Raw genomic sequence first — 13865 nt, 5'->3', positions numbered from 1 at the left:
ATGTATCAAAAACCAGACAACAAAGGATTTTTCGGCACTTACGGCGGGCAATTTGTTCCAGAAACCTTGATGAGTGCAGTCAAAGAGTTAAAACAAGCATATGATGAAATCAAAGAGGATGAAGAATTTCAAAAGGAATTGAATTATCTTCTGAAAGACTATGTTGGTCGAGAAAATCCGCTTTATTATGCGAAGAATTTGTCAGAAAAATTAGGAGGAGCAAGAATTTATTTAAAACGTGAGGATTTGAACCACACGGGAGCCCATAAAATCAATAACGCTCTTGCTCAAGTAATGTTGGCAAAAAGAATGGGGAAAACCAAAATCATCGCAGAAACTGGGGCAGGGCAGCACGGAGTTGCCACAGCCACAGCAGCAGCACTTTTTGGCATGGAATGTAAAGTGTATATGGGCGAGGAGGACGTGAAACGCCAAGCACTCAACGTATTTCGTATGGAATTGTTGGGGACGAAAGTTCACGCAGTTACCACAGGCTCACGAGTGCTAAAAGATGCTGTAAACGAGGCATTACGAGCATGGGTAGCAGAAGTAGAGGATACGCACTATGTTTTAGGCACAGCAGCAGGCCCTGCACCATTTCCAGAAATGGTGAGAGACTTTCAAAGCGTAATAGGTAAAGAGGCAAGAGAACAGATTTTGGAAAAAGAAGGTCGTTTGCCAGATGTGTTAATCGCTTGTTGTGGCGGTGGCTCAAATGCAGCAGGACTTTTCTATCCATTTGTCAACGATAGCGAAGTGGCAATGATTGGGGTAGAAGCTGCTGGTCGTGGGCTAGATACAACGGAGACAGCTGCAAGTATTAATCGTGGAAAAGACGGTGTTCTGCATGGAAATTTGATGAAAATTTTACAAGATGAAAACGGGCAAATTCAAGAAGCATACTCAATTTCGGCAGGGCTTGATTATCCGGGACTTGGACCTGAGCATTGTCATTGGGATGAGACGGGACGAGTGAAGTACATTGCCGCAACAGATGACGAGGCACTAGAAGGATTTAAACTTCTTTGCCAAACAGAAGGAATTATCCCAGCACTTGAAAGCTCTCACGCTATCAGCAAATTACCAGAGATCGCTAAGCAATATGGAAAAGATAAAATCATCATTCTTTGTCTTTCTGGTCGAGGAGACAAGGATGTCGCTCAGCTTAAAGATAGATTTGAAAAAGGGGGGATTAGTTAATGAAAACTTTAACGAAACACTTGAATACACTAAAAGAAGAAAACGCAGGAATTTTTGTGCCGTACATCATGGCAGGCGACCATGCGTTAGGATTAGACGGATTGGAAGAAACATTGCTCTACTTAGAAGAATTAGGGGCGAGTGCAATTGAAGTGGGCATTCCGTTTTCAGACCCCGTAGCAGACGGTCCTGTTATCCAAGAGGCAGCCATTCGTGCGTTGGAGAACGAAACAAGTCTAAAAGCAATCATTGCTCAATTGCAAACAATCAAAGTAAAAACCCCACTTATTTTGATGACTTATTTTAACCCAGTTTTTGTATATGGTGTGGAAAAATTTGTAGCGGATTTGGAACATACTGCCGTAAAAGGCTTGATTGTACCAGATGTTCCGTTTGAGCATAGTGAGATGATTACACGTTTTACGAAAGACAGCGATCTTTCACTTATCCCGCTCGTTTCACTAACCACGGACAAAGAGCGAATGAAAATGCTTGTCAATCACGGTGAGGGCTTTGTTTATACGGTAGCAATCAACGGTGTGACAGGTACGAAAAGCGACTATTCCGATAAGATTTTTGAAAACCTAAGTTTTTTGACGGAAAATAGCACTCTTCCTGTTCTCGCAGGTTTTGGTATTTCAAGCATAGAACAAGCACAAGCATTCCGCAAACATTGTGACGGCGTGATTGTTGGGAGCTATATTGTTGACGGGTTGAACAAAGGAAAGAAAACAGAAATCAGTGATTTCGTTCGTAAATTGTTGGTTTCATTGAAAAAATAAGAGGTTAAAAAAACAGCATGAAGTCGAAAATGATTTCATGCTGTTTGCTATCTAATGCTCCCCACCATACCTCTGCAAAACAGAAGTTGCTACATAGCTTTGATTCATTGAGTAAAAATGAATCCCCTCAACGCCTTGTTGAATTAGGTCGTCTGCTTGGTTTAAAGCATATTCAAGACCTGCTTTTCTCAGACTGTCCAAATCATTTTCGTATTTATGAATAATCTTGATTAGCTCCGTAGGCAAACTTGCCCCGCATAGAAAAATCATTCTCTCGACTTGTTTTCGGCTCATAATTGGCATAATGCCTGCGGAAATCGGTGTATAAATTCTTGCCGCACGTGCATTTTCTAGCAAACGGTAGAAACGTTCGTTTTCAAAAAACAGTTGTGAGATGAAAAAATTTACTCCTGCCTGCTCTTTTGCTAACAGATGTGCCGTATTTTCCTGCGAACAAAGCTCATCAATATGTCCTTCTGGATAGCAAGCAGCACCCACTGAAAAATCGCCCAACTGATGAATTTCTCGGATAAGATTTTTGGCAAAAGGAAAATCAGAAACAGTTAGTTCTCCTGAAATATCCCCACGTAAAGCTAAAATATTCTCAATTCCTTTTTTCTGAATTTCTTTTACGATTTGGTCAATTTCCTCTTTTGTTTTATTGACACACGTCAGATGATGAAGCGTTTCGATGTTATAATTTTCCTTGATAAAACTTGCAAGTTCAAGCGTTTTATTTTCGACAAGAGAAGACCCACCTGCACCATACGTTACTGAGATAAAATCAGGTTTCACCTCTTTTAAATCGTCCATCATTTGGTAAAGTGTTTCAATTCCGCTATCCTTTTTCGGTGGGAAAATTTCAAGTGAAATGACTGGTTTTTTCTCATTTTTCCGTTGTTGATAAATCTCTTCAATTTTCATCTATACGCTCTCCTCCAACGCTTGAAGTAGATCGCAAGCAATGTCATCCACATTTTCAATTCCAACCGAAAGTCTAAGTAAATCAGGGGTTAAACCATAAGACTCCCGCACTTTTTCTGGAATATCTGCGTGTGTTTGAGTAGTAGGATATGTCACAAGCGTTTCGATCCCTCCCAGACTTTCTGCAAATGTGACGAGTTTTAGTTTGGATAAAAAATCTCCGATTTTTTTTTCGTCTTGCACTCGAAAAGAAATCATCGCACCGACACCGACATAGAGAACATCTTTGATTTTCTCACTTTTTTTCAATACTTCAACGATTTTTTTAGCATTTTTTTCCTGTTGTGCAAATCTGAGAGGAAGTGTTTTTAAACTACGAATAAAAAGCCAACAGTCAAAAGAGGACAAAGTCGGCCCTGTCGTATTGGAAATCCAGTACAATTTTTCGCCTAATTCTTCATCATTTGTCACCACCACACCTGCTAAAATGTCGTTATGACCACTTAAATATTTCGTTCCAGAATGAATGACAATATCAGCTCCTAAAGTCAATGGTTTCTGACGTAGAGGAGTTAAAAAAGTATTGTCAACAATGAGTAAAGCACCATGTTTTTTCGCTTTATCTGTCACCCACTCAATATCCATTACATTCATCAATGGATTCGTTGGCGTTTCCAAAAAAATCGCATCAATTTCATCATTTATCAGCTCAAGGAAACTTTCTTCGTCTGAAAAATAGGAAAATGTAGCAATTCCTTGTGTTTCTAGGTAGTCAAAATAGCGAAAAGAGCCACCATATAAATCACGACTTGCTAAAAACTTGGAGTTATTTGGAAAATGGTTAAGGACTAACTGAATGGCAGCCATGCCAGAGCTTGTCACCACCGCTCTTTTGCCTTCTTCCAATTCTGCCAAGCCTTGCTCTAAAATATCTCTTGTCGGACTTGCCGTCCTCGTGTAGTCATATCCTGTACTTTCTTTGAAAGCAGGGTGTGAAAATGTTGTAGAAAGGTGAATCGGGGTAGCGATAGCACCTGTTACTTTGTCAGAGCGATTGCCCAATTGTGCTAATTTTGTTTCTGGTTTGTAGTTGGTCATTTTGTTTTCTCCTTGTCTAGCTATGAGTGTCAGGAGTTTGGTCGCTGTTCGCAATGCCACCTGAAACTTTGTTTCAGGCAAGTAAATGGCATGGCTCACTACGACAAACTCCTAACCGCCCCTCTTTGCTTTTCTTTGTCTAGCTATGAGGGGCAGGAGCTTGGTCGCTGTTCGCAACAGCACTGGAAACTTCGTTTCCAGCAAGTAAATGCTGTGGCTCACTACGACAAGCTCCTGAACGCCCCTCGTAGCTTTTCTTTGTCTAGCACCGAGTGGCAGGATCTTGGTCGCTGTTCGCAACAGCACTGGAAACTTCGTTTCCAGCAAGTAAATGCTGTGGCTCACTACGACAAGCTCCTAACCGCCCCTCTACGCTTTTCTTTGTCTAGCTCCGAGTGTCAGGAGTTTGGTCGCTGTTCGCAATGCCACCTGAAACTCTGTTTCAGGCAAGTAAATGGCATGGCTCACTGCGACAAACTCCTAACCGCCCCTCTCTGCTTTTCTTTGTCTAGCTCCGAGTGGCAGGAGTTTGGTCGCTGTTCGCAACAGCACTGGAAACTTCGTTTCCAGCAAGTAAATGCTGTGGCTCACTACGACAAGCTCCTGAACGCCCCTCTTTACTTTTCGTTTTCCACCATGATAAGTTGGTTGATTGCTTTTTGGATTATCTCTGGTGTGGTTGCGAGGTTGATACGGATAAATCCTTTTGTGTCGCTTGAAAACCATTCGCCGTAGTCAATTGCAAGACCTGCTAAATTTTGCACATAATTTTTTATCTCCTGTTCATCAATCCAATTTCGACAATCAAGCCATGCGAGGTAAGTTCCTTGCAATTCAGCGATTTTTATTGCAGGAATTGCCTCGGAAAGTTGATTTTTCAGCAATTCGTAATTATAACGGACGATTTTTAGGATATTTTCTAGCCATTCATCTCCCGTTTGATAGGCACTCATTGCAGCAATTTGCCCGAGTGAAGAGTATTCCGTTTCCCAATGAGCCAACTTCCATTTTTCAAAGACGTTTCGCCTTTTTTCGCTTGGAATGAACAGATGTGCATTGAGCAGACTTGCCAAATTAAATGTTTTGCTTGGTGCATTTAGTACAATCAACCAATCATGTTGCCTTTTTTCAGCAACTGAAATCATAGAAGTAAACGAGTATTCTGGTTGAATCAAATCTCCGTGAATTTCATCAGAAAGAAGGAGAACTTGATATTTTTCGCATAAATCAATCAATCGTTTCAATTCGTCCTCTCGCCAAACTCTGCCTACGGGATTGTGAGGAGAACAGAAAATCATCATTTTAATATCTTCTGTTTGAAATTGTTGCTCCAAATCTTTAAAATCCATTTCATAATTTCCATTATTATTTTTCAAAGGAGAAGAGAGGAGCGTGCGATTTTGTCTTTCGATTGCTTGGAAAAACGGATAATAAACGGGTGGTTGAATCAATATTTTATCTCCTGATTTTGTAAAACAATCAATCAAATGATAGAGTGCTTGAACCACACCAGTTGAAAAATAAAGCCAGTTTTCTTCAAATTTTGCTCCGCTATGTCGTTTTTGCCACGCATCAAAGGCTGAAAAATAGTCTTTCGGAACAATCGCATAGCCAAAAATGCCTTCGTCTACCTTTTTCCGTAACGCCTCTTGAACACCAATCGGAGTTGCAAAATCCATATCCGCCACCCACAAAGGTAGAAGATTTGCGTCTCCATAACGTTCTTCTAATAAATCCCATTTTAATGAATTGGTGTTTTTCCGTTCTCTTTTGTAAGTTTCAATAAATTTTTCCATTAATTTTCCTCCACATATTGCCCAAGTTCCGCCAAATCGTAAGGTGTTTGCTGATAAATTTCGTTTATCCAGTTATGGAAGAAAAGACTAGCTGAACATCTCCACGTGTTTTCAATTCGTCCGTGAGGATTGTTTTGCTCAAAATAGTTGAGTGGCATACTTGTCGGCAAATTTTTCTTCAAATCTCGAAGAAATTCCTCTTTGAGCGTTTCTGTTTCGTATTCTAAATGACCAAGGACAAAAATATTTTTTTGGTCTTTTGAAACAAAAATAGTCGAACCGATTTCGGCATTTTCATCTAAATGTTGCAATTCAGGACATTCCCCTGCCTCTAGTCGAATGCCTGTATATCTTGATTGCGGACAATCAAAGGTGTCGTTAAATCCTCTAAGCAAAGGGTGAGGGGTTAAAACACGTTGCGTATAAATGCCAAAAAGTTTTTGAGAGTATAAATATTTTTCAATTCCATAATGGAAAAATAATCCTGCTTGAGCCCCCCAGCAAATATGTAGGCAAGAGAAACAGTGTTTTTGGCTCCATTTCAAAATCTCACAAAGCTCCGCCCAATAGTCGACTTTTTCAAACGGCATCGTCTCAACAGGAGCACCAGTGACAATCAGAGCATCAAAATTTTCATGCTGAAGTTTTAGAAAATCTTGATAGAATTTGTCTAAGTGGTGATTGGATGCTGTTTTTGCTCGGTGCGTTCGCATTTTCAGCAATCGGATGTCTAATTGAATAGGACTTTGTGAGAGTAAACGTAAAAGTTGCAATTCTGTCGCCTCTTTTTGTGGCATTAAATTGACAATGACAATTTTCAATGGACGAATATCTTGTGTACTCGCACGTTCTTTCACAAGTGCAAAAATATTTTCTTTCTGTAATGTTTCCACTGCGGGCAATTCTTTTGAAATAATAACAGGCATTTCCTCACCTCATACAATCATATTTTTAGTCTTAATTTTCAGATTACGCATCTAAACATAAAATTACTAAGTATATTCAGTTTAACAATTCGTGCGAAAGAAAACAATGAAATGAGGTGAGTTATTTTTAATGTTTATGATAGAATATAATTATCGCAAAAAAAACGAATGAACACTAAAATGTCCATTCGTTTTGATTTTCAATCCTCAAAACCAGAGATGTTTACGCCAATTCGATCAATTTCTAAATAGACCACTTCGCCGTCTAACTCAAGTTTTTCAAGCTCAAGAGCGAGATTTTTTCTCAGATTGCTGGCGACAAACATCATAACGGTTGGACCTGCACCTGATAGATAGGTAGCATAGGCATTGTGTTTTTTGGCGATTTCACGAATAGTTGTGATTTCTGGTACAAGAGGAGTGCGATATTTTTCATGAAATAAATCTTGCTCAATCATTTTCCCTGCTAAATGTAGGTGATGTTTGCTAAGTGCGGCAATCATGACATTTGAAATGGCACTTGCTTTTACAGCGTCCTCAAAAGAGAGAGAACTTGGCAATACTTCACGACTTCGTTTGGTAGAAAGTTCCGTATTTGGAATATAGGCGAGCAAAGCACAGTACGGAAAATGGAGCGGAATCGCATATGCCTCACCGTCGATAAAACTTGCTACAACAAGGTTTCCCAATAGAGCAGGAGCAACATTATCAGGATGTCCTTCGATTTTACAAGCAATGTTCAATTTTTCGTCTTGTGTCAACTCAAGTTTTCCGAGTTGATTGGCTAATTCAATTCCTGCAACAATCACGCTAGAGCTAGAGCCTAAGCCCCTTGTCAAAGGAATATCGCTCGTCATTTTTATACGATGTGGCACAAGGTCGCTTTTGACTTGCAAAGCAGTTTCGATTAGTAAATTGTCTGCATTGCTTGGAATCTCTTCACCAAGCGTATGCTCCACTTGCCAAACGTCAGCCTTCTCAAGCACTTCAATGGTCAAATAGCGATTTACCGCAATACCGATAGAGTCAAAACCACAGCCGAGATTTGCACTTGTTGCTGGAACGGTTATTTTCATAGGCTTGCCACTCCATTGCGAAGATATTGTCTCATTTCTTCAAGGTCGCTCATTTTGTGAATGGTAATGTTACTTTCATTCATGGCAGTATCAGGATCTTTTAGACCATTTCCTGTGAAAATAGTAACAACAGTCTCGCCTGCTTTGATTTTTCCGTTTTTCACGTGCTGAATGACACCTGCAAGGCTTGCAGCAGAACCCGGTTCAACAAAGACACCGTCTTGAGCAGCAACTTTGCGATAAGCGTTCAAAATTTCTTCGTCTGTCACGCTGTCAATATGACCGCCACTTTCGTCACGAGCAGCCTCGGCAAGTTTCCAGCTGGCAGGGTTTCCGATACGAATGGCAGTGGCAATGGTTTCTGGTTGTTCGATTACTTCGCCTTTGACAATCGCAGCAGCACCTTCCGCCTCAAAACCGTGCATACGTGGCAAACTTGTGCCTTTTTTCTCATGAAATTCCTTGAAACCTTTCCAGTAAGCAGAAATATTTCCAGCATTCCCAACGGGAATTGCTAACACATCAGGAGCGTTTCCTAAGTCTTCACAAATTTCAAAAGCAGCTGTTTTTTGCCCTTCCAAGCGATAAGGATTGACAGAATTTACTAAGGCAACGTCTTCCGTTTCTGCGATTTCACGAACGGCTTTAAGTGCCTCGTCAAAATTTCCGGGGATTGCGATAATTTCAGCACCGTACATAATGGCTTGTGCCAATTTTCCAAGGGCGATTTTTCCGTCGGGAATGACAACGTAGGCTTTTACTCCCGCACGTGTTGCATAAGCAGCAGCAGCAGCAGAAGTGTTTCCTGTTGAGGCACAAACAATTGCTTTTGCACCTGATTCAACTGCTTTTGCTACGGCGAAGAACATCCCGCGATCCTTAAATGACCCAGTAGGATTTAGTCCCTCGTATTTTCCGTAAAGCGTGATACCTAGTTCTTTGGATAAATTTTTCAAAGGAATTAGCGGTGTATTCCCCTCGCAAAGTGAAATCATTGGTGTGTTTTCTGTTACTGGCAAATACTCAGCGTATTTTTTTAATAAACCTTCGTACATTTTAAAATTCCTACCTTTCTTTTGTTTGGATGTGAGGTTTAAGAGTTTGGCGATTGTTCATAATGTCGATCGAAACGAGGTGGCTCACTGCCACAGACTTCTAACCGCCCTTCTCTGCTTTTAATTGTCTAGCTCCGAGGGGCAGAGGTCTGGTCGCTGTTCGCAACGTCGCTCGCAACTTGTGTTGCGAGTAAATAAACGACGTGGCTCACTGCGACAGCCCTCAAACCGCCCCTCTCCGCTTTTAAGCTTCCAATACTTTGAATGTGTTTAATAATTTAAAGCTGTCTTGTTGTGAGATTTTTTCTGTGATTTTTTTCAGTTGTTGTTTTGAGATTTCGTGTGTTATTACGACAATGCGTGCCATTTCGCCGTTTGTTTTTTGCTGAATGAGTTGGTCTACACTTCCGTGTTCTTCTGCAAATATTTTGCTCAGAAGAAGAAGTTGTCCAGAACGGTCAACAGATTCTAAAGCGAAATAATATTTATTGAACAAAAGGTTGTCCTCAGCCAATTTTTTCTCAAGTTTATAAGAATTAAAACGAGAGCCTGTAATGCCTAAGCGTATGTTTTTTGCAATCGTGATAATGTCTGAAACGACTGCAGTCGCCGTAGGTTTTGCTCCCGCACCGGGACCGTAATACATAGACTCTCCCAATCCAGAGCTATTAATAAAGACAGCATTCATCTCATTTTTCACCGCATGGATAGGGTGTTGTGTCGATACAAGCATTGGAGCAACTTCAACAGTTACGCTGTCGTTAACTTTTTCTGACGTACCAATTAGTTTGATTTCATAACCGAGACGTGTCGCAATTTCTACATCTTCCATTGTAATGGAGCGAATCCCACGAATGCTCACGTCATCAAAGTCGATAAACATTCCAAATGCAAAATTCGTTAAAATAATCATTTTGTATGCTGCATCAATGCCGTCCACATCATTTGTCGGATCGCTTTCGGCAAAACCAAGTTCTTGAGCATTTTTCAATGCCACCTCATAACTAATGCCGTCTTCCAACATTTTGGTTAGCATATAATTGGTCGTTCCATTGACAATTCCTAGCACTTTTTCGATATTATCCGCAGCAAGTGAGTTGGCAAGTGTGCGAAGAATCGGGATTCCCCCTGCAACAGAAGCCTCAAAGTACAAGTCCACTTGTTGCTCTTGAGCAATTGTAGAAAGCTCACGTCCGTGTGTTGCAAGCAAATCTTTATTCGCTGTTACCACGTGTTTGCCAGATTTCAGTGCTTGAGAAATATATGTTTTTGCAGGCTCGATTTTCCCGATAAGCTCAACAACTACTTCGATTTCTTTGTCATCAAGGATTTCTTGAAAATCGGTTGTCAACTCAAGGTGAGGATAAATTTCTGCTTGACGTTTTTTTTCTTCCTCATTGTAAACAAGCACTTTCCCAATCTCAATATCCGCTCCTGTTACTTGTGCAATTTTTTCCTTGTGGCTAGTGAGAATTAAAGGAACACCAGAACCAACGGTTCCTAAGCCAAGTAAGCCGATTTTTAGTTTTTTTACCATGTGTAAATCATCTCCTCAATTAAAAAATTAGTAACAAATAAAATTCTTTATATTATTTAGGAGAATATGTCAACTATTAAGAATTACTTTTCGATATTTTCTGAAAAAATATTCGGTTATAGAGATTCTGGTTGGATATAACTCCCTTTATTTTTGATAGTATAACATTCTTAAGAGAAAATGCCAATAGCCTTGGTTAAAAAATTTCTAAAAAGTATGGGTTTCGTTTTGTCAAGTATTATTCTTTTTTCGATTGGTTTTTTTCTTTTTTTTTCTATATATAGGAAAGATTTGAAAGGTGAAGTTATTTTGTTTTGAGTCTTTATAATGCCAAAAACACAAGAAAATCTATGGAAAGAACGAATGTGATTTTTGAACAACGAGTCATTTTCTCAAAAATTTCTATAAAATGGAAAAAAATGAAAAATTAGAGGTGGTAAGTTTATTGAAAATTAGGAATAAAAAAGTGGAAAAAACACTCTATTTTTCACTTTAAATAACAGAGAATTGTTGAAAAAAAGACAAACAATAAGAGTTGCAAAAAATAACCTATTTTTATGAGGTTAGTTTTGGTTAAAAAAAGATGAGTTAGAAACGAACGTTCTCATTGAAAAGTTTGAAAGCGAAAAAAATCTTGAATAATTAAATGAAAAATGTAGTATAAATATAAAACATTTGGGAAAACTCAAGTGGAGTGGAGTCTTTTAAAATGGGTTGCAATAGTTTTTGTGGGGGTCTCTTTACTTGCAAACAAAATAAACAATAATTGAGGTGTTTGTGTCAAATAAGGAAATTTTAAATCTTTTTGCAATTTCTATTTTTTTAGAAGGATTTTGAGTTTATTTCCCTACTTTTCTTTTCCTAAAATACAGGTTTTAAGGTATAGCAATGTTTGAACATTTCTTGTAGGAAAGCGAAAATTTTCGTTAATAAATGCAAGATGAAAAATAAGGAGGGTTTTATTTTGGGTAAAAAAAATTGGAAACGCAAGAGTTTTTCCACGCAAAAAGAGCATTATAAAATGCACAAGAGTGGGAAAAATTGGTTGTTCACAATGATTACCACTACAACAGGGGTACTTGGTGGTGCAACATTGAATGCGACAAGCGACTCTAGTGTCGCATCGGCACAGGAAGTAAGTAAAAAAGTATTGGGAACAAGCACAAGTGCAACGATTCCTGCAGTGAATCCTGCCACTGGGAGCTCACCTCTCATAGCTATGGCTCCACGAGCATTCACAGATGTAATTCTGCCAGACACTACTGTTAACGGAGATCTGAATATTTCTCCACAAGTTGCCACGAATTTTTCGAATAACTCCACACTGGCTTTTTCAGGGAGTGGTGCGAAAGGTTATTGGAGTGGGAATGTGTTTCAAATGCCTGGTGCAGTTGCAACAAGTAATGTAGCAGGTTTTAACCAAGGAATAAGTGATGCCAGTGATTTCTCATTTACTGGGCGAGTAACAGCAACTTCCCCCTATATTGCGGCAGCTGGTTTTTATGTTACCAATGTTGAACCAGGAGACTTAGCTAGTAAATTGGGAACAGGTAGTGCAAATGCACCCGGCTCTTCGGGAAGTTTAAATAATGCGACTGAGTCTGGTAAATACATGTATTATGCAGGTTTCCATAATAGTGGCGGTTATAATGCAATTTTGCAAAGTGGTGGTGCTTCATCTGCAGGAAACTATCAAGATAACCATTACAACAACGTAAGTAGTGCTACTACGTTGATTGATGTGACGTTTAACTATACAGCTTCGAATCATCAATTAGCCATAACATCGAAAACTGCAAATGGGACATCTTCAACACAAAATTTAACAGTTAGTATTCCTGTTGGTCAAGCGATTTATATTGGTATCACGGGGAACATGAACAATACTGGTCGAAGTGCGAACGCAGAGCTAAAGACTTTAACTGGTAAGTACCGTTCAAGTACCCATCAAATTAATTTTAAAGATGATGCAGGCAATACGCTAGCAAAATCTTCAACGCTTATTATTCCAGTAGGTTCTAAATTAGGGATTGGGAATAATGATACGACAGCCACTGCCCAGTACGGTGCACCTGACTTGGTAGGATTAGGGCTTGTTAACGGTTACCATTATGATGCAAGCTTAAATCCGTCAAAAGTAATGTTTGCTGGGCAAAGTAAAGATGTCGTTTACCAACGTGATTCTCAACTACTCAGAAGGGAAGTAATCAACCAGTCGAACAATACAGTTCTTGACCAAAGTAGCTTCACTAAGTTAACCAACGAATCCATGAACACCTTAGAGCAAACGATGCAAGGGTATTATTTCGTTGCGAATAATGCCGTTGTCGGACAAGGGATATCCAATTCTATAACGAGTGCAGATGGAAAACAAGTAACTTGGGACACCAAGGTGGATGATACGAATAATGGAACGTCAACAACAGATAGCAATCCACAAGACTTTAAGCTCTATGTATTGCCTTCTTACCAAGAACGTCAGATTATCGTGACCAAGCCTGATGGTAGCACGCAGACGATCACTCAAACATCAACCACAGGGACAGACTTTCCAGAAGTAACTACTTTAGGGGTTTCGGGTTATAATCTCATGGTAAACGGTGTAGCAAGTCCAACGAATATTGTTCCAACTCTTGCGACAGATTCAACGGATAACGGAAATCTATCAACAGATAGCAATGTTCAAAAAACATACGTTACCTATGCACCGGGTGATCAAAAAGCAAGAATTACCTATATTGATGATACAACAGGTGCTACTTTAGATACCGTTGACGTGATAGGGAATAGTAATTCAGCGATCAACCATACAAGTGCAACGAAGATTAATGCCTATCAATCAGCTGGCTACGTTTTGAAATCAAGTGATTTCACAGATGGTTCGACAATGTTTGATAATGACCCCGCAGTCGATCAGAACTATACAGTTCGCCTAGTCCATGATAGTCAGTTGGTAACTGAGAGTAAAACAATCACGCATAATGTCACCTACACAGGTGCACCTTCTATGCCAAGTAACTATAGCGAAACAACTGTAATCGATAAATTATACTATATTGATAAGGTTACAGGTGCTGAGATTACAAGTAATTTTAACGCATATCCAGTTTCAGGGAATATGTCTCAACACCCTGTTGCCTTGAGTTATAGTACAGGAAACCCAGCGGTTTCAGTAAATGCGAATGGCGACATCGCCTTCCCAACGCCAGCTGCTCCAGATGTTTTTGGGTACGTTAAAACTGTCACAAATAATAGTACAATTAATTTTGCGAATGCCACGGCAACACAAACCTTAAATTCGACAGTTACCTATGCGATAGATACACAATCTCAGTCAGTAAGTACGAGTGAAAGTCTCTCAGCTTCTATTTCTGTCAGTCAGAGTGAGTCGACAAGTGTATCGCTGAGCGAAAGTATTAGCATGAGTACAAGCAACAGTGCATCAATCAGCACAAGTGTAAGCAATTCAGG

Annotated in this window: 11 protein-coding genes; 3 read left to right on the top strand and 8 right to left on the bottom strand. The window is 39.7% G+C overall.

What is annotated here, in order from left to right; genetic code table 11:
* Positions 1-1200, top strand: a complete 1200-nt coding sequence (gene trpB / locus B5D30_RS10590) for a tryptophan synthase subunit beta (protein WP_078808050.1) — start codon at positions 1-3, stop codon at positions 1198-1200.
* Positions 1200-1982, top strand: coding sequence for a tryptophan synthase subunit alpha (gene trpA, locus B5D30_RS10585; RefSeq protein ID WP_078808049.1), 783 nt, complete (start codon positions 1200-1202; stop codon positions 1980-1982). The genes trpB and trpA overlap by 1 nt, the downstream gene beginning before the upstream one ends.
* 51 nt (positions 1983-2033) lie before the next feature.
* Here trpA and B5D30_RS10580 read toward each other — a convergent pair whose 3' ends face one another.
* The 8 genes from B5D30_RS10580 to B5D30_RS10545 form a co-directional block, all read right to left on the bottom strand.
* The gene (locus B5D30_RS10580; protein ID WP_078808048.1) at positions 2034-2906 is read right to left on the bottom strand and encodes a methylenetetrahydrofolate reductase; all 873 of its coding nucleotides are present in this window, start codon (positions 2904-2906) and stop codon (positions 2034-2036) included.
* Positions 2907-4004 (bottom strand): PLP-dependent transferase, encoded by a 1098-nt coding sequence (locus B5D30_RS10575; RefSeq protein WP_078808047.1) that lies wholly within the window; start codon positions 4002-4004, stop codon positions 2907-2909.
* Positions 4005-4115: 111 nt separating this feature from the next.
* On the bottom strand, positions 4116-4349 hold the full coding sequence (locus B5D30_RS10570; RefSeq protein ID WP_078808046.1) for a hypothetical protein: 234 nt from the start codon (positions 4347-4349) through the stop codon (positions 4116-4118).
* 272 nt (positions 4350-4621) lie between these two features.
* Entirely contained in the window at positions 4622-5800 is a 1179-nt protein-coding gene (locus B5D30_RS10565) for a MalY/PatB family protein (RefSeq protein ID WP_078808045.1), read from the bottom strand.
* Positions 5800-6726, bottom strand: coding sequence for a homoserine O-succinyltransferase (locus B5D30_RS10560; RefSeq protein ID WP_078808044.1), 927 nt, complete (start codon positions 6724-6726; stop codon positions 5800-5802). Before B5D30_RS10560 ends, B5D30_RS10565 begins: the two co-directional genes overlap by 1 nt.
* A gap of 200 nt (positions 6727-6926) precedes the next feature.
* Positions 6927-7802 (bottom strand): homoserine kinase, encoded by an 876-nt coding sequence (thrB, locus tag B5D30_RS10555; protein ID WP_078808043.1) that lies wholly within the window; start codon positions 7800-7802, stop codon positions 6927-6929.
* Positions 7799-8857, bottom strand: a complete 1059-nt coding sequence (gene thrC, locus B5D30_RS10550) for a threonine synthase (protein ID WP_078808042.1) — start codon at positions 8855-8857, stop codon at positions 7799-7801. Before thrC ends, thrB begins: the two co-directional genes overlap by 4 nt.
* Before the next feature lie 244 nt (positions 8858-9101).
* Positions 9102-10394 carry a homoserine dehydrogenase gene (locus tag B5D30_RS10545; protein WP_078808041.1) on the bottom strand — a complete coding sequence of 431 codons (1293 nt, stop codon included), beginning with the start codon at positions 10392-10394 and terminating at the stop codon, positions 9102-9104.
* A 964-nt stretch (positions 10395-11358) separates the two neighbouring features.
* On the opposite strand from B5D30_RS10545, the gene B5D30_RS10540 reads away from it, so the two are divergent.
* Positions 11359-13865 (top strand): mucin-binding protein (locus B5D30_RS10540; protein ID WP_159443301.1); only part of this gene is annotated, 2507 nt, incomplete at its 3' end.

Origin of the sequence: Pilibacter termitis, assembly GCF_900167335.1 — a bacterium.
Taxonomy (GTDB): domain Bacteria; phylum Bacillota; class Bacilli; order Lactobacillales; family Streptococcaceae; genus Pilibacter; species Pilibacter termitis.
This window is presented reverse-complemented; position numbering and strand designations above follow the sequence as displayed.

Coding starts and splice junctions, on each gene's coding strand:
- B5D30_RS10545 (WP_078808041.1), bottom strand. CDS start 10,394: ATGGTAAAAAAACTAAAAATCGGCTTACTTGGCTTAGGAACCGTTGGT.
- B5D30_RS10565 (WP_078808045.1), bottom strand. CDS start 5,800: ATGGAAAAATTTATTGAAACTTACAAAAGAGAACGGAAAAACACCAAT.
- B5D30_RS10560 (WP_078808044.1), bottom strand. CDS start 6,726: ATGCCTGTTATTATTTCAAAAGAATTGCCCGCAGTGGAAACATTACAG.
- thrB (WP_078808043.1), bottom strand. CDS start 7,802: ATGAAAATAACCGTTCCAGCAACAAGTGCAAATCTCGGCTGTGGTTTT.
- trpB (WP_078808050.1), top strand. CDS start 1: ATGTATCAAAAACCAGACAACAAAGGATTTTTCGGCACTTACGGCGGG.
- B5D30_RS10575 (WP_078808047.1), bottom strand. CDS start 4,004: ATGACCAACTACAAACCAGAAACAAAATTAGCACAATTGGGCAATCGC.
- B5D30_RS10580 (WP_078808048.1), bottom strand. CDS start 2,906: ATGAAAATTGAAGAGATTTATCAACAACGGAAAAATGAGAAAAAACCA.
- thrC (WP_078808042.1), bottom strand. CDS start 8,857: ATGTACGAAGGTTTATTAAAAAAATACGCTGAGTATTTGCCAGTAACA.
- trpA (WP_078808049.1), top strand. CDS start 1,200: ATGAAAACTTTAACGAAACACTTGAATACACTAAAAGAAGAAAACGCA.